The 15909-nt window shown below is 60.3% G+C and carries 12 protein-coding genes; 2 read left to right on the forward strand and 10 right to left on the reverse strand.

The window, feature by feature from the left end; translation table 11 throughout:
• Positions 1-71: 71 nt before the first annotated feature.
• From ACWKV5_RS05060 to ACWKV5_RS05070, 3 genes are all read right to left on the reverse strand, one after another.
• Positions 72-881, reverse strand: a complete 810-nt coding sequence (locus ACWKV5_RS05060) for a putative RNA methyltransferase (RefSeq protein ID WP_483840439.1) — start codon at positions 879-881, stop codon at positions 72-74.
• Positions 881-2032, reverse strand: a complete 1152-nt coding sequence (gene dapE / locus ACWKV5_RS05065; RefSeq protein ID WP_027924964.1) for a succinyl-diaminopimelate desuccinylase — start codon at positions 2030-2032, stop codon at positions 881-883. The genes ACWKV5_RS05060 and dapE overlap by 1 nt, the downstream gene beginning before the upstream one ends.
• 219 nt (positions 2033-2251) lie before the next feature.
• Positions 2252-4843 (reverse strand): glycosyltransferase, encoded by a 2592-nt coding sequence (locus ACWKV5_RS05070; RefSeq protein WP_059181551.1) that lies wholly within the window; start codon positions 4841-4843, stop codon positions 2252-2254.
• Between the two features lie 218 nt (positions 4844-5061).
• Here ACWKV5_RS05070 and tcdA point away from each other — a divergent pair, with 218 nt between their 5' ends.
• The gene (gene tcdA / locus ACWKV5_RS05075) at positions 5062-5874 is read left to right on the forward strand and encodes a tRNA cyclic N6-threonylcarbamoyladenosine(37) synthase TcdA (RefSeq protein WP_483840440.1); all 813 of its coding nucleotides are present in this window, start codon (positions 5062-5064) and stop codon (positions 5872-5874) included.
• 89 nt (positions 5875-5963) lie between these two features.
• Here tcdA and ACWKV5_RS05080 read toward each other — a convergent pair whose 3' ends face one another.
• The 4 genes from ACWKV5_RS05080 to ACWKV5_RS05095 all read right to left on the reverse strand — a co-directional run bounded on the left by ACWKV5_RS05080 (position 5964) and on the right by ACWKV5_RS05095 (position 9125).
• On the reverse strand, positions 5964-6368 hold the full coding sequence (locus tag ACWKV5_RS05080) for a SufE family protein (protein ID WP_483840441.1): 405 nt from the start codon (positions 6366-6368) through the stop codon (positions 5964-5966).
• Entirely contained in the window at positions 6365-7570 is a 1206-nt protein-coding gene (locus ACWKV5_RS05085) for an aminotransferase class V-fold PLP-dependent enzyme (RefSeq protein WP_483840442.1), read from the reverse strand. The genes ACWKV5_RS05080 and ACWKV5_RS05085 overlap by 4 nt, the downstream gene beginning before the upstream one ends.
• A gap of 125 nt (positions 7571-7695) precedes the next feature.
• Positions 7696-8730, reverse strand: a complete 1035-nt coding sequence (gene dapD, locus ACWKV5_RS05090) for a 2,3,4,5-tetrahydropyridine-2,6-dicarboxylate N-succinyltransferase (protein ID WP_483840443.1) — start codon at positions 8728-8730, stop codon at positions 7696-7698.
• A gap of 32 nt (positions 8731-8762) precedes the next feature.
• Complete coding sequence (locus ACWKV5_RS05095; RefSeq protein ID WP_007949322.1) at positions 8763-9125, reverse strand: ArsC family reductase; 363 nt, start codon at positions 9123-9125, stop codon at positions 8763-8765.
• Positions 9126-9297: 172 nt separating this feature from the next.
• On the opposite strand from ACWKV5_RS05095, the gene ACWKV5_RS05100 reads away from it, so the two are divergent.
• Positions 9298-10929, forward strand: coding sequence for a Na+/H+ antiporter (locus tag ACWKV5_RS05100; RefSeq protein WP_483840444.1), 1632 nt, complete (start codon positions 9298-9300; stop codon positions 10927-10929).
• A gap of 11 nt (positions 10930-10940) precedes the next feature.
• Here the strand turns inward: ACWKV5_RS05100 and ACWKV5_RS05105 are convergent, their stop codons facing one another.
• The 3 genes from ACWKV5_RS05105 to ACWKV5_RS05115 all read right to left on the reverse strand — a co-directional run bounded on the left by ACWKV5_RS05105 (position 10941) and on the right by ACWKV5_RS05115 (position 15894).
• Positions 10941-11672 (reverse strand): M12 family metallopeptidase, encoded by a 732-nt coding sequence (locus ACWKV5_RS05105; RefSeq protein WP_483840445.1) that lies wholly within the window; start codon positions 11670-11672, stop codon positions 10941-10943.
• 167 nt (positions 11673-11839) lie between these two features.
• Positions 11840-13039: a succinyldiaminopimelate transaminase gene (gene dapC / locus ACWKV5_RS05110; RefSeq protein ID WP_483840446.1), complete on the reverse strand. Its 1200-nt coding sequence runs from the start codon at positions 13037-13039 to the stop codon at positions 11840-11842.
• A 152-nt stretch (positions 13040-13191) separates the two neighbouring features.
• Positions 13192-15894, reverse strand: coding sequence for a [protein-PII] uridylyltransferase (locus ACWKV5_RS05115; protein ID WP_483840447.1), 2703 nt, complete (start codon positions 15892-15894; stop codon positions 13192-13194).
• Positions 15895-15909: the final 15 nt, after the last annotated feature.

Here is a 15909-nt window from a genome sequence, read left to right on the forward strand (position 1 = left end):
GCGGGTCTGAAAAATCCATTCGCGGATTTAGCCGGCCTCAAGCCATTGCTCAAGACCAAAAAATTAAGGGTTTATTGAAGAACGAAGTAATCGTAGCGCATCGACACAGTGACCTCGAACGGCTCGGCCTGTTCGATGACCGCTGCGCGGCGTTCGGCACTGGCACGCCAGCCATGGGGAGTCATGGCCAACAGGTTCGCACGGTCCTGACCCTCTGCAAGCGTCAGTTTGAATTCCAGGGTTTCACTGTGCGCCAACGCCATGCCGTCCGGCACCAGGGCCAGGTGCTTGTCGTCGGTGTATTCGCGGACTTCGTCGTACAGCCGCTCGCGCAACTCCATCAGATGGCCGCTGGTCGGCCCGACTTTCATCAAGCCGCCACCGGGGCTGAGCAGGCGTTTGGCTTCTTCCCAATCCAATGGGCTGAAGACGCTGGCGAGAAACTGGCAACTGCCGGAAGCCAACGGCACCCGCGCCATGCTGGCGATTAACCAGGTCAGCTGCGGGTTGCGTTTGCAGGCGCGTTTGACCGCTTCGCGGGAGATGTCCAGCGCGTAACCGTCGGCGTTCGGCAAGGCCTCGGCGATTTGCGCGGTGTAGTAACCCTCGCCACAGCCGATGTCGAGCCAGCGCTGTGGCGCGTATTGCGCCGCCAGTTCCGCCAGACGCTTGGCCACCGGCGCGTAATGGCCGGCGTTCAAGAAGTCGCGGCGGGCTTCGACCATGGCCAGGTTATCCCCTGGGTCGCGGCTGTTTTTGTGCTGCACCGGCAACAGGTTCAGGTAACCCTGGCGCGCGCGGTCGAAACGATGCCCGGCGGGGCAGGCCACGCCGTTGTCCACCGCATTCAGCGGTTCACTGCAGATCGGGCAAGCGAGCATCAGGCGAGCAACTTGATCAGGGTCTGGTAGTAGATTTCGGTCAGCACGTCGAGGTCGGCGGCCAGTACACGCTCGTTGACCTGGTGGATCGTCGCGTTGACCGGACCGAGTTCAACCACTTGCGTGCCCATGGTCGCGATGAAACGACCGTCAGAGGTGCCACCGCTGGTGGACGCCTTGGTGTCGCGACCGGTGATGTCCTTGATGCTCGACGCCACGGCATCCAGCAAGGCACCCGGCTCGGTCAGGAACGGCAGGCCGGACAGCGCCCAGTCGATGTGCCAGTCCAGGCCATGCTTGTCGAGAATGTCGGCGACGCGCTTTTGCAGGCCTTCGACGGTGGACTCGGTGGAGAAGCGGAAGTTGAACACCGCCACCAGATCGCCCGGGATCACGTTGGTCGCGCCAGTGCCGGAATTGACGTTGGAGATCTGGAAGCTGGTCGGCGGGAAGAAATCGTTGCCGTGGTCCCAATGCTCGGCGGCCAGTTCGGCCAGGGCCGGGGCCGCGAGGTGGATCGGGTTCTTGGCGAGGTGCGGATAGGCCACGTGGCCCTGCACACCGCGAACGGTCAGCTTGGCACCGAGGGAGCCGCGACGGCCGTTCTTGACCACGTCGCCTACCAACGTGGTGCTCGACGGTTCGCCGACGATGCACCAGTCCAGACGTTCCTTGCGCGCGGCGAGGCGTTCAACCACAGCCTTGGTGCCGTGGTGCGCCGGGCCTTCTTCGTCGCTGGTGATCAGGAAAGCGACCTTGCCCTTGTGATCCGGGTAATCGGCGACGAAGCGCTCGGCGGCCACGGTCATCGACGCCAGGCTGCCTTTCATGTCCGCCGCACCACGGCCGCAGAGCATGCCGTGTTCGTCGATCAACGCATTGAACGGGTCGATCTGCCACGCGGTGACCGGACCGGTCGGCACCACGTCGGTGTGTCCGGCGAAGCACAGCACCGGGCCGTCGTGTTTACCGTGGGTCGCCCAGAAGTTATCCACATCTTCGATGCGCATCGGTTCCAGCATGAAACCGGCATCGCCCAGGCGCTGCATCATCTGCTTCTGGCAATCGGCGTCGACCGGCGTCACGGACGGACGGCGGATCAGGTCGATGGCGAGTTGAAGGGTCGGCGAAAGGTCGGCGTGGGCCGTCATGGAAAACTCCGGAATCATGAATGTGGGCACGGACTAAATGTGGGAGCGAGCCTGCTCGCGAATGCGGCATGTCAGTCAACATAACCCTTGAATGTGACAACACCTTCGCGAGCAGGCTCGCTCCCACAGGGATGGACATCACGCCAAGCCCTGCAAAATGGCGGTTATCTTAAAGCAAAACGGCGACCATTGGCCGCCGTTTAGTGCATCCGTACAGATTTAGACCGCCGGTGCCGGCTCCGGCTCGGCGGCCGGTTTCGGCAGCGAAGACAAGAACGCCATGATCAGCGCCGCCAGGTACGGCAGCGATTGCACCAGCAACATGGTCACCCAGAAGCGCATGTCGTTGCTCGGCAAGCCGTTGACCAGGAAGATCCCCAGCGCCGCGCCCCACAACAGCAGCATGATGAACACTTCTTCACGGGCCTCCGAAATCGCCACCCAGAAGCCGTGGTTATCGGCGTTTTTCGGCGTGCGGAAGAATGGAATGCTGCTGGTGAAGAAGCCGTACAGCACCGCTTTGGCGATGGTGTGCGACAACGCCAGCCCGGCCAGTGCCGCGCAGAACGCATCTTTGAGGTTCACGCCGACGGCGCGGCGATACAGGAAGATGATCTTGCCGACCTTGAACACGAACAGCGCCAACGGCGGGATTGCGAAAATCAGCAACGGCGGATCGACCCGCTGCGGCACGATGATCATCGCCGCCGACCACAACAACGCGCCGACGGTGAAGAAGATGTTCATGCCATCCGCGACCCACGGCAACCAGCCCGCGAGGAAGTGGTAACGCTGGCCACGGGTCAGTTCGGTGTCCTTGCCGCGCAGCAAACTGGCGGTGTGACGCTTGATGATCTGAATCGCACCGTAAGCCCAGCGGAAACGCTGTTTCTTGAAGTCGATAAAGGTATCGGGCATCAGGCCTTTGCCGTAGCTGGTGTGGTAATACGCCGCTGACAAGCCTTTTTCGAATACACGCAGACCCAACTCGGCGTCTTCACAAATGCACCAGTCAGCCCAGCCGAGCTCTTCGAGCACCGAGCGTCGGGTCATGGTCATGGTGCCGTGCTGGATGATCGCGTCACGGTCGTTACGGGTAACCATGCCGATGTGGAAGAAGCCTTTGTACTCCGCGTAGCAGAGCTTTTTGAAGGTGCTTTCGTTCTGGTCGCGATAGTCCTGCGGCGACTGCACCACAGCGATTTTCGGATCGGCGAAGTGCGGCACCATGTGCTTGAGCCAGTTCGGGTCGACGCAGTAGTCCGAGTCGATCACCGCGATGACTTCGGCATCCTTGGCGGTGTGCGGGATCAGGTAATTCAGCGCGCCGCCCTTGAAGCCGGCCAGCGGTGCAACGTGGAAGAACTTGAAGCGCGGGCCGAGGGTTTCGCAGTAATCGCGCACCGGTTCCCAGACCGCCGGGTCCTTGGTGTTGTTGTCGATGATCAGGACTTCGAAGTCCGGATAGTCGAGGTTGGCCAAGGCGTTGAGGGTCTGTTTGACCATCTCCGGTGGCTCGTTGTAGCAGGGCACATGGATCGAGACTTTCGGTCTGTAGTCCGAATCGCCCACCACCGGCAGGAATTCACGACGACGCTTGTGGGTCCAGACCGCTTCGGCCAGTTCATGTGCCTCGGTCAGCAGAACAATAAAGACCCCGAGCGCACCGAGCGCCAGGAGGAATCCGACCGTCAGGCTGAACCAGGTGCTGTATTGCTGGCTGTAGTCGTAACCGATCCACACCAACACCGAACCACACAGGAACGCGATAAAGGTCAGGAAGGTGCGGCCGCGCTGGCGAAGGGCCGAGCCGTCGATCATCAGCAAGGTCAGCGACAACAACGCCAACACGGCCGAGCCGATCGCCAGCACGCGCCACTGCGGGATCGCAACGACCGGGCCTTCGAAGTTGAATTTCTGCTGCCGCGCGGCGTTGAACACACCCCAATAGGCGCCCACCGAACCTTCGTCGCTGGCCTTCCACGGCTGGTCAAACGCTTCGATCACGAAGTAGTTGAAGCCCTGGCGGTTGAGTTTGTTGACCAGGGTGCGCAAGTAGATCGCCTGATCCGCCGGGCTCGCATCGGTGCCGCCACGCATACGGCCGTTGCTCGGCCAGCCAACCTCCGAGAGCAGCAGCGGTTTTTTCGGGAACATCTTTTTCAGGTCTCGGGCGCGGTCGAGGACGAACTGGCCGGCCTTGTCCACCGGGATGAATTCCCAGTAAGGCAGAACGTGGGCGGCGATCAGGTCGACGTGCTTGGCCAGTTCCGGGTGTTCTTCCCAGACGTGCCACTGCTCGGACGTGGTCACCGGCACTTTCACGGCGGCGCGCACGCGATCGAGGATCACGCTCAGTTCCGCAGCGGTAATTTCCTTACGGAAGATTGCCTCGTTGCCTACAACCACGCGAACCACGCTGCGTGAGGTGTTGGCAATTTCGATGGCACGGGTGATTTCGCGCTCATTGCGTTCCTGGTCCGGGCTGATCCAGATCCCTAGGGTCACGCGCAGGCCGAATTCTTCTGCGAGCTTGGGAATGTCTTCCAGGGTGCCGTCGACCGAGTAAGTACGGATGTTGTCCGTCAGCTTGCTCATGATCTCCAGGTCGCGACGCATTTGATCGTCGGTCGGGTACTGCTCTTTCTGCGGGTACTGGCCCTGCTGGAACGGTGAGTACGAAAAGCCGGAGATCTGTTCAGGCCAGTTGGGGGCGGTGACCGGGCGGTTGATCAGCGCCCAGAAGCCGGTAAACAAGGCTGCGATGGCGAGCACCACGACCAGGTTGAGTCCAAATTTGCGGGATGACATAGCTATTTCAGGTTCCAAAGACTGTGGAACGAAGGAACGGTTGGCGGTCGCCAAGGGGCGCGCATCCTACACCGGGCATTCTCTTTACGTACAGCAGACAGGGAATTGCCGGACATTGGGCAATTTGCTTTCACATAAGTTCTTACACTTGTAGATTGAAATTCAAAACTTGGCGCAGCGAAGCCCTATAATGCGCGCCGGTTTTTGGGGTATTGGTCATGAGTACAGAAGATCCGCGGTTTGCAGGCATCGCCCGTTTGTATGGCATCGAGGGGCTGGAGCGCCTGCGCGCGGCGCATGTGGCGATCGTTGGCGTCGGCGGCGTGGGTTCGTGGGCAGCGGAAGCCGTCGCCCGGTGTGGCGTGGGCGAGATTTCGCTGTTTGACCTCGACGACGTCTGCGTCAGCAACGCCAATCGTCAGTTGCACGCGCTGGACAGCACTGTCGGCAAACCCAAGGTCGAGGTGATGGCCGAGCGCCTGCGCGGGATCAACCCGGACTGCACGGTGCACGCGGTGGCGGACTTCGTCACCCGCGAGACCATGGCCGAGTACATCACGCCGAACATTGACTGCGTGATCGATTGCATCGACAGCGTCAACGCCAAGGCAGCGCTGATCGCCTGGTGCAAGCGGCGCAAGATCCAGATCATCACCACTGGCGGCGCGGGTGGGCAGATTGATCCGACGCTGATTCAGGTGTGCGACTTGAATCGGACGTTCAATGATCCGCTGGCGTCGAAAGTGCGCTCGACCTTGCGTCGCGACTACGGTTTCTCGCGCACCGTGACTCGCCATTACAGCGTGCCGTGTGTGTTTTCCACGGAACAACTGCGCTATCCGAAACCGGATGGCAGCATCTGTTTGCAGAAGAGTTTTGTCGGCGATGGCGTGAAGCTGGACTGTGCGGGCGGGTTTGGTGCGGTGATGATGGTGACGGCTACGTTCGGGATGGTCGCGGCGACCAAGGCTGTGGATAAGATCGTTGCCGGGGTTCGGCGCCCTGCTGATCGGGTCAAGCCTGAGGTTTAAGCGCTGCTGCTTATGACCCCTTCGCGAGCAGGCTCGCTCTCACATGGAAGCGCATTCCAGGGTGGGAGCGAGCCTGCTCGCGAAGACGGTTAACCGGCCAACTCATTCATCCGCTGGAGCACGGCATTCAGGCCATTACTGCGTGACGGCGACAGCTGCCGCGACAGCCCGAGCTGATTAAACCACTCCGGCAAATCCACCTGCCGCAACTCAGCCGCCGACAACCCGTTGACCCGCGCCAGCAGCAATGCCACCAACCCGCGAATCAACCGCGCATCACTGCTCGCCGCAAACTGCCAATGGCCGTCCTGTAACGCGCCCACCAACCACACCTGGCTTTCACAGCCATGCACCCGGTTGGCTTCCACCTTATCCACATCACTCAATGCAGGCAGGCGGTCGCCCCATTGCATCAGCAATCGCGCGCGTTGTTCCCAGCCGGCAGCGTTCTGGAATATCTCCAGCGCCGTCACCGCATCGGCAGGCAAACTCATCGCAACAGCTCCAGCGCCTGATCCAGCGCTTCAAAGAACCGCTCCAGGTCTTCGGAATCGTTGTACAGCGCCAACGACACCCGGATCGCCCCAGCCAGTTCGAAGCTTTTGAGCAGCGGCATCGCGCAGTGATGCCCGGCTCGAACGGCAATCCCCTGTTCGGTCAGCAAATGCGCCAGATCCGAGTTATGCACACCCTCGACGACAAAACTCGCCAGGGCCAGTTGCGGTTTACCCAGCAACCGGATGCCGTTACGGGCTTCAAGACCCTTCAGCAAATAATCATGCAGCGCGGCTTCATGGGCGTTAACGGCGTCCTGATCGAGCCCGGTGAGGTAATCCAGGGTCGCGCCCAGACCAATCACAGCGGCAATGGGCGGCGTTCCGGCCTCGAAACCCAGCGGGGCAGGGCGGAAGCGTGCGTGGTGGTAATCCGCATCCAGCACCATTTCACCGCCGAACTGCCAGTGCCGCAGTTGCTTAAGTGCCTCGTTGCGCCCGAACAACACACCGAGGCCATCGGGACCATAGAGCTTGTGGCTGGAAAACACATAGAAGTCGCATCCCAACGTCTGCACGTCATGCCGGCCATGCACCACGCCTTGAGCGCCGTCGACCACGGTCAACGCATCGTGCGTCTTGGCCATCGCCATCAAGGCCGGCAGTGGCTGCCAGACGCCGAGCACGTTGGACAGCTGACTGACCGCCAACAAACGGGTTTGCGGCCCAATCAACTGCGTGGCGGCGTCCAGATCGATCAAACCGTCGGCATCCAGCGGCAGGATCACCAGTTTCAGCTCGCGCCGCTGGGCCAGTTGCTGCCATGGCAGCAGGTTGGCGTGATGCTCCAGGGCGCTGATGACAATCTCGTCGCCCGGATTGAAAAGATGCTCCAGACCATAGGCCAGGAGGTTCAGCGCAGAGGTCGCGCCGTGGGTAAAGATGATCTGCCCGCTATCGCCGGCATTCAGCCATTGCGCGACTTTGCTGCGGCTGGCCTCGAACGCCTGGGTGGCGTGGGCGCCGGGCAAGTGTTGTGCCCGATGCACGTTGGCTGCGCCGTTGGCGTAGTAATGCGTCAGGGCATCCAGCAGGGCTTGAGGTTTTTGCGTGGTGGCGGCGTTGTCCAGATAGGTCTGGTCTTGCCGTTGCAGAGCGGCGATGGCCGGAAAATCGGCGCGCCAGGGAGAGTGAATCATCATGTCATTCGGCCCATGCGCATGACCTTGTGGGAGCGAGCCTGCTCGCGAAGGCGTCCTTGAGGCCGCCGAAAAACTTCGCGAGCAGGCTCGCTCCCACAGGTGATCGGTTACGTTGCTCGCAACGCTTAGTTGTGAGCGTGCAGCGCTTCGTTCAGTTCGATGGCCGATTTGTGGGTTTTGCATTCCACGGCACCGGTCTCCGAATTGCGACGGAACAACAGGTCAGGTTGACCGGCCAGCTCACGCGCCTTGACGACTTTGACCAGCTTGTTGTTTTCGTCCAGCAGCGCCACTTTGGTGCCAGCGGTTACGTACAGGCCCGACTCAACGGTGTTGCGGTCGCCCAACGGGATACCGATACCGGCATTCGCGCCGATCAGGCAGCCTTCGCCGACCTTGATCACGATGTTGCCGCCGCCCGACAGGGTGCCCATGGTCGAGCAACCGCCGCCCAGGTCCGAGCCCTTGCCGACGAATACGCCTGCCGATACACGACCTTCGATCATGCCCGGACCTTCGGTGCCGGCGTTGAAGTTGACGAAACCTTCGTGCATGACGGTGGTGCCTTCGCCCACGTAAGCGCCCAGACGGATACGCGCCGCGTCAGCAATACGCACGCCGGCCGGAACCACGTAGTCGGTCATTTTCGGGAACTTGTCCACCGAGAACACTTCCAGCAACTCGCCACGCAGACGGGCTTCCAGTTGATGTTCAGCCAGTTCGGCCAGGTCGATTGCGCCTTGGCTGGTCCATGCCACGTTCGGCAGCAGCGGGAACACGCCGGCCAGGTTCAGGCCATGCGGCTTGACCAGGCGGTGGGACAGCAGGTGCAGCTTGAGGTATGCCTCAGGCGTGGACGTCAGCTGCACGTCTTCGGCCAGGACGGTCGCGACCAGTGGCTTGTGGCTCTCGGCCAGACGGGTCAGCAGCGCAGCCTGGGCAGCGTCGACGCCTTTCAGCGCTTCAGCCAGTTGCGACGCCTGAGCGGTGCTGAAAGCGATGGCCTGATTGCCTTCGGTGTAACCCAGGACCGGCGCGATAGCGGCGATGACTTCAGCCGACGGATGCAGGACCGGGGCGGCGTAGAACACTTCCAGCCATGCGCCTTGACGGTTTTGAGTGCCGACACCGAAGGCCAGGCTGAACAGGGAATTGGACATGTGAATACCTCTACAAAATTGAACGGGCTGGCTTACTTGAGCGCTGCCGCGTAGATATCTGGCTTGAAGCCAATCAGGGTTCGGTCACCGAGATCGAGCACCGGGCGCTTGATCATCGAGGGTTGTGCGAGCATCAGTTCGATGGCTTTCGGCTGGTCGAGATCGGCTTTGCGTTCGTCGTCGAGTTTGCGAAAGGTCGTGCCTGCACGGTTCAACACCACTTGCCAGCCGTGCTCGTCGCACCATTGGGTCAGGTGTTCACGGTCGATTCCGGCCGTTTTGTAATCATGAAAGTCATAGCTGACAGCGTGTTCATCGAGCCAGGTGCGCGCCTTTTTCATGGTGTCGCAGGCTTTGATGCCGAAAAGGTGCAACGTTTTGCTTGAAACGGTCAAGGAATTGCCCCCTTTGCAGGTGCTGGAAAAAAAAGGTGACGGATTATGCCATGGAAGCGCAAAACCTGTGGGAGGTTGAGATCTGCCTGCGACATTGGTGTAACGGCCGTCGTGCAGTTTATGCGGCTAATATGGCACTTCGATGCTGTCGATTGCCTGGGAACCGCGCGTTATGCAAACCGCCTACACCGTCCTGATCCTGTTGATGCTGGTCGGCGTTTCGCGCCTGATCGGACGGGTGATCCCGCTGCCGCTGCCCTTGGTGCAAATAGCTGCCGGTGCGTTGCTGGCGTGGCCGACCCTGGGGTTGCACGTGGCACTCGACCCGGAACTGTTCCTCTTTCTGTTCCTGCCACCGCTGCTGTTCTCCGACGGCTGGCGTATGCCCAAGCGCGAATTCTGGCGACTGCGCGGGCCGATCCTGACGTTGGCGGTGGGATTGGTGCTGTTCACTGTAGTCGGCGCGGGCTACTTCATTCATTGGTTGATCCCGGGCATTCCATTGCCGGTGGCCTTTGCCCTTGCCGCCGTGTTGTCGCCGACGGACGCCGTGGCGGTGTCAGCCATTTCCCGGAATCGCTTGCCCACGCCCTTGATGCATATGCTTCAGGGCGAAGCACTGATGAACGACGCATCAGGTCTGGTGACCTTCAAATTCGCCTTGGTCGCTGCGGTGACCGGCGTGTTCTCGCTGGCAAATGCCAGTCTGACGTTTGTATTGGTGGCGGTTGGAGGCCTGGCCGTCGGCGTGGCGCTGAGTTGGCTGGTCGGGCGCTTGCGCTCGTGGATGATCGCTCGCGGTTGGGATGACCCGGCGACTCATGTGGTGTTCATGTTGCTGCTGCCGTTCGCTGCTTATGTGTTGGCGGAACGGCTCGGTGCCTCAGGAATCCTGTCTGCCGTGGCAGCGGGAATGATGCAAAGCTGGCTCGATTTGCTGCCGCGCCAGACCAGCACCCGACTGCTCAACCGCAGCGTCTGGTCGTTGCTGGAATTTGCCTTCAATGGCCTGATTTTCCTGCTGTTGGGCTTGCAGCTGCCGGACATCATCAAGGCAGTGGCCAGCCATGAAACCTCGCTTTGGCCGACACTGCTCTATCGCTGTCTGGATGTGCTGGCGATTTTCCTGGTCCTGCTGGTGTTGCGGTTTGTCTGGGTGCAGAGCATCTGGCGCTTGTCGGTATTGATGCGGCGCTTGCGCGGCAAAGGCGAGGTGACTCATGTGCCGACGATGCGTTCCTGTTGGCTGCTGACGGTCGGCGGAGTACGCGGTGCGGTGACGCTGGCGGGCGTGCTGTCGGTGCCGCTGCTGATGGGCGGCGAGGCATTCCCTGAGCGTGACCTGATGATCTTCATTGCGGCCGGGGTCATCCTGCTGTCGCTGATTTCAGCGTGTATCGGCTTGCCGCTGTTACTGCGCGGCATTGAAACAGGTCCTGACGACAAGCGCCGTAATGAAGTGCGAGACGCGTGGCGCAAGACCGCTGAAGCGGCGATTCATGCGCTGGAAATCGAAGAGGCCAAGCCTGCGGATGCGAGCGAGGCAGCATTGGCGGCCGAGCTCAAGGCGCGGATCATGTCCGAGTATCGGCATCAGCTGGAAGTGTTCAACGATTCGGCGGAAGCCCAGGCGCTGGCGTTTCAAATGGATCTGCTGGAGCGCCGGTTGCGACTCAAGGCGCTGCGGGCGCAACGTCTGGAGTTGTATAGCCTCAGTCGTCATCACCAGATTGGTGATGACGTGCTGCGAGAGGTGTTAGGGGAGTTGGATTTAAGCGAAGCTAAACTTGGGCAAGTGAAATAGATCTATTGGTATTAACGCTTCGGATAAAGCAACTTCATCAGTTGTTTGTCTTTTTTGCTGATCTTTCGATTGATCGGAATCTCCCAATCACCCAGCGTCAAGTTGTTGGCCACCGGGTGGTGCATGATGGATTTTCTGTCATAGGGTGTGTAAATAGCTTCGATGGTATTGAACGGTGCGAAGAGATTCCTGTCGACGTCTTCTTTGCTTAGCGGGTTCATCTCGCGATTCTGATAGAACTCATACACTTTTGGCTTATCCCACGGGATATTGGCCTCGGGGTGCTGATGTTCGTGCATCGCGCCTAATACATGTCCGAACTCATGAATCACAATGACCTCGAAGTCTTCATGATCCGGCTTGACGCCCAGGCTCATGGTGGGCCAATCGGGATGGATCAACAGAGCGTCAGTGCCTAGCATGGCACTGTTGACGTTGGTTTTTGTCTCGATTCTGATATCACCTTCAGTTCCGTCAACAAAATCGAAGCTCAGGTTGATGTAAGGCAACCACTGGACGGCCGCGTCAATGATCTTCTGTTTGTGTTCATTGTCGGTGTTATCGATAAAAGCGATTTTCAGTGTGCGTCCGTTTGCCCACAGCTTTGAATAGTTAACCAGAGAGCGCTTGCGACGATGGGTGCCTGTGGTTCTTGCGTTCTCGGGATTTTCGTTGATAGCCGCTTCGTAGGATTGCTGGTCGTCGGGCCATTGGATGAGTGTGCAGTGATCAATACTGTTCATTAGTAACTTCTTCCATGAAGTAAGAGTAATCGTTTTAAGGTGATGCACAAAAATGCACTGCATGAGAGTAAAGGGCGCTCCGCAGTTCGCTAAGGTTTATTTTTGATGAAGTGTAACTGACTATAAAATAGCGCCCGCACTACATTGCGCAGTGCGGGCGGGGATGTTTACTTTTGACGTTTGATGAAGTCGCGAATCCGCTCGGCAGCCTCGACGCATTCCGCCAATGGCGCAACCAGTGCCATACGCACCCGACCGGCCCCCGGATTAAAACCATCAACTTCACGGGACAAGTAAGAACCCGGCACCACCGTCACGTGCTCTTCAATAAACAGATCACGGCAGAACGCTTCATCGTCGCCTGCAACATTGGGCCACAAGTAAAAGCCGCCATCCGGACGCTGCACATCCATCACCGGGCTGAGGATTTCCAGCACGGCATCGTACTTCTCGCGGTACAGCGCACGGTTGGCGCGCACGTGCACTTCGTCATTCCACGCGGCCACGCTGGCCAGTTGGGTTTGAACCGGCATCGCGCAGCCGTGGTAGGTGCGATACAGCAGGAAGCCCTTGAGGATGTCGGCATCACCAGCCACGAAACCGGAGCGCAGGCCAGGCAGGTTGGAGCGCTTGGACAGGCTGTGAAACACCACGCAGCGCTTGAAGTCTTTACGACCCAGCTCCACGCAGGCGCTGAGCAGGCCGGCCGGCGGGGTTTGTTCGTCGAAGTACAGTTCGCTGTAGCACTCGTCGGCGGCGATCACGAAGTCGTATTCGTCAGCCAGGGCGATCAGCTTTTTCAGGGTGTCGACCGGGATCAGTGCGCCGGTCGGATTGCCTGGCGAGCACAGGAACAGGATCTGGCAGCGTTTCCAGATGTCTGGCGAAACGGCATCGAAATCCGGATTGAAGCCGTTTTCGTCCAGGCATGGCAGGTAGTGCGGCTTGGCGCCGGCGAGAAACGCTGCGCCTTCGTAGATTTGATAGAACGGGTTCGGGCTGACCACCAGGGCGTCATCGCCACGGTTGACCACGGTCTGGGTGAAGGCAAACAACGCTTCACGAGTACCGTTGACCGGCAGCACGTTGCGCGCCGGGTCGAGCCAGCCGTTTGGAACGCTGAAGCGGCGTTCGCACCAGGCGGCGATGGCTTCGCGTAGCGCCGGGATGCCGAGGGTGGTCGGGTACACGGCCATCTGATCCAGATTGCTGGCCAATGCTTCGGCCACGAAACTTGGCGAGCGGTGTTTCGGCTCGCCGATGGACAGCGCGACAGGGCGTTTGTCCGGGTTTGGCGTAACGCTGCCGAGCAGGGCGCGGAGCTTCTCGAAGGGGTAGGGCTGCAACTGGTTCAGAGCGTTGTTCATCGGTAGATCTCGTTCGGTGTGGGGCCGGCTTTTGTAGGAGCCGGGCTTGCCCGCGATGCAGGCGCCTCAGTTGTCAGGTGCACCGAGGTGATGCTATCGCAGGCAAGCCCGGCTCCTACATAAGCGCTTTCCCACAGGGAAAGTTGGTTTATTCAGATGCTGATGCGGGAAAGCTTGATATCGGGTTCGTGGCTGACGCTCAGCTGTTCAACGATTGCATCCTGCAAGCGGCTGCACAGCAGCGGGTCCGACAATTGCTGGTTGTTCGCGTCGGTAATGAAGAACACGTCCTCCACCCGCTCGCCCAGCGTGGCAATCTTGGCGTTTTGCAGCGACAGGTCGAACTCCAGGAAGATCGTGCCGATCCGCGCCAACAGGCCAGGACGGTCGGGAGCCGTGAGTTCCAGGACCGTGACCGGGCGCTGGGCGTCGTTGTGGATCGTCACTTGTGGCGCAAAGGCGAAATGCTTGAGCTGGCGCGGCACCCGGCGCTGGATGATGGTCGGGTAATCGTCCGGGTTGCGCAGGGCTTCGGTCAGGCCGTCGCGGATCTGCTTGACCCGCGCCGGGTTATCGCCGATCGAGTCGCCGTCCGTGTCGAGCACAATGTAGGTGTCGAGGGTGAATTGACTGCTGGAGGTGATGACCCGGGCGTCGTGAATGTTCAGGTTGAGCTGATCCATCGCAGCCACGGTCACGGCGAAGAAGTCGTGTTGGTCCGGCGCATAGATGAAGATCTGCGTGCCGCCCTCGAACTCACGCTGAGTGGTTTCCTTGATCAGCACCAGCGGCCCGCCGTCGGCCGGCTGCTGGAGAATCGCGTCGCTGTGCCAGGCCACGTCGCCGGCGGTGTGACGCAGGAAGTAGTCATCGCCCAACTGCGACCACAGCTGCTCGACGTCGTCCGGGTCGGTGCCGCCGCGCACGAGGATGTCCAGTGCGGCGCTCTGGGTCTGGCGGATCTGCTCTTCGCGATCGACCGGATTTTCCAGGCCGCGGCGCAAGGCGCGCTTGGTCTCGGTGTAGAGCTGGCGCAACAGGCTGGCACGCCAGGAATTCCACAGCGTCGGGTTGGTGGCGTTGATGTCGGCGACCGTCAGCACGTACAGGTAATCGAGGCGGGTTTCGTCGCCGACAGTCTGCGCGAAATCGTGGATCACCTGCGGGTCGGACAAGTCCTTGCGCTGGGCCGTGGTTGACATCATCAGGTGGTTTTGCACCAGCCAGACGATCAGGCGACTGTCCCACACCGGCAGCTGATGGCGCTGGCAAAAGGCTTCGGCATCCACCGCGCCGATTTCCGAGTGGTCGCCATGCCGGCCCTTGCCGATGTCGTGGTACAGCCCGGCCATATAGATCAGCTCAGGCTTGGGCAGCTTGCCCATGAGCTTGGCGGCCAGCGGGAATTTTTCCGACACTTGCGAGTACTGCAACTTACGCAAGTGTTTGATCAGGTTCAGGGTATGCGCATCGACCGTATATATGTGGAACAGGTCGTGTTGCATCTGGCCGACGATGAAGCCGAACTCCGGCAAATAGCGCCCGAGGATGCCGTAACGGTTCATCCGGCGCAGGTTGCGGTGGATGCCGATCTTGCACTTGAACAGCTCGATAAACAGGCTGGTATTGCGAATGTCGTTACGGAACTCGTCGTCGATCAGGTGCCGATGTTCGCGCAGCAGACGGATGGTATCGGCGCGAACGCCTTTGATTTCCGGTTGCTGGGCCATCAGCACGAAGATTTCGAGCATGGCGAACGGCGTGCGACGGAACACGTTGTCGTTGCGCGCCTCGATGTAGCCGTCGTGCAACTGGAACCGCGAGTTGATCGGCTGCGGTGGCGCTTCGTCATCCGGGGCGAGAATGACTTCTTCGAAGTGCTGGATGATCAGGTCGCTGAGCTGGGCAATGCTCATGACCACCCGGTAATACTGCTGCATGAAGTTTTCGATGGCTTGCTTGGCGTCATCGCCGACGAAACCCAGCAGCCCGGCAATCGAGCGCTGGTGATCGAACAGCAAGCGATCCTCGGAGCGACCGGCAAGCATGTGCAGCGCGTAGCGGACTTTCCAGAGGAATTCCTGGGACGAGGCCAGCAGGGCGTTTTCGCTCTCGACCAGAAAGCCTTCGCCGGCCAGTGCACGCAGATTCAGGGTGCCGTATTCGCGACGGGCCACCCACAAAATCGTCTGGATATCGCGCAGGCCGCCGGGCGAGCCTTTGACGTTGGGTTCCAGGTTGTATTCGGTGTCGTTGTATTTGTGGTGACGGGCTTTCTGCTCGGCACGCTTGGCCAGGAAGAACTCCTTGCTCGGCCACATGTGCGCGGTGCTGGTGACATCGAGCATGCGCTGGCGCAGGCGCTCGGGGCCGCAAATGGTGCGGCTTTCCATCAGGTTGGTGACAACCGTCAGGTCCGCGCGGGCTTCAACGGCGCATTCATCCACCGAGCGAACGCTCTGACCGACTTCCAGGCCGATGTCCCACAACAACGTCAGAAAACGCTCAATGGAATCGCGGAAAACTTCGTGGTCGGCGCTGTCCAGAAGGATCAGCAGATCAATGTCGGAATACGGGTGCAGCTCACCGCGACCATAGCCGCCGACCGCGACCAGCGCGATGTCGGCGTCTTCGCTCCAATTGAACTGCTCCCAGGCCTTTTGCAGGATGTTATCGACGAACCAGGCGCGATCCTCGATCAGACGGCGAATGTCGCGGCCGCTGCGAAAGCGCCCGTCGAGCACCTCGCGGGCCTGGCGGATCGCCTTCTTGAAGGCCGCGATCGGGCTTGCCTTCAGGGCCAGTTCAGCCTGGAACTGGCCGCGGTCGAAGAGTTCGGGATCCACCTGCGGCATCGATTGGCTTTCCTG

The organism is Pseudomonas oplopanacis, from assembly GCF_057128725.1.

Excerpts from the sequence above, each read along its gene's own strand:
- ACWKV5_RS05105 (WP_483840445.1), bottom strand. The coding sequence starts at position 11,672 with ATGAACAGTATTGATCACTGCACACTCATCCAATGGCCCGACGACCAG.
- ACWKV5_RS05115 (WP_483840447.1), bottom strand. The coding sequence starts at position 15,894 with ATGCCGCAGGTGGATCCCGAACTCTTCGACCGCGGCCAGTTCCAGGCT.
- ACWKV5_RS05060 (WP_483840439.1), bottom strand. The coding sequence starts at position 881 with ATGCTCGCTTGCCCGATCTGCAGTGAACCGCTGAATGCGGTGGACAAC.
- dapC (WP_483840446.1), bottom strand. The coding sequence starts at position 13,039 with ATGAACAACGCTCTGAACCAGTTGCAGCCCTACCCCTTCGAGAAGCTC.
- dapD (WP_483840443.1), bottom strand. The coding sequence starts at position 8,730 with ATGTCCAATTCCCTGTTCAGCCTGGCCTTCGGTGTCGGCACTCAAAAC.
- ACWKV5_RS05080 (WP_483840441.1), bottom strand. The coding sequence starts at position 6,368 with ATGAGTTTGCCTGCCGATGCGGTGACGGCGCTGGAGATATTCCAGAAC.
- ACWKV5_RS05100 (WP_483840444.1), top strand. The coding sequence starts at position 9,298 with ATGCAAACCGCCTACACCGTCCTGATCCTGTTGATGCTGGTCGGCGTT.
- dapE (WP_027924964.1), bottom strand. The coding sequence starts at position 2,032 with ATGACGGCCCACGCCGACCTTTCGCCGACCCTTCAACTCGCCATCGAC.
- tcdA (WP_483840440.1), top strand. The coding sequence starts at position 5,062 with ATGAGTACAGAAGATCCGCGGTTTGCAGGCATCGCCCGTTTGTATGGC.
- ACWKV5_RS05085 (WP_483840442.1), bottom strand. The coding sequence starts at position 7,570 with ATGATGATTCACTCTCCCTGGCGCGCCGATTTTCCGGCCATCGCCGCT.
- ACWKV5_RS05070 (WP_059181551.1), bottom strand. The coding sequence starts at position 4,843 with ATGTCATCCCGCAAATTTGGACTCAACCTGGTCGTGGTGCTCGCCATC.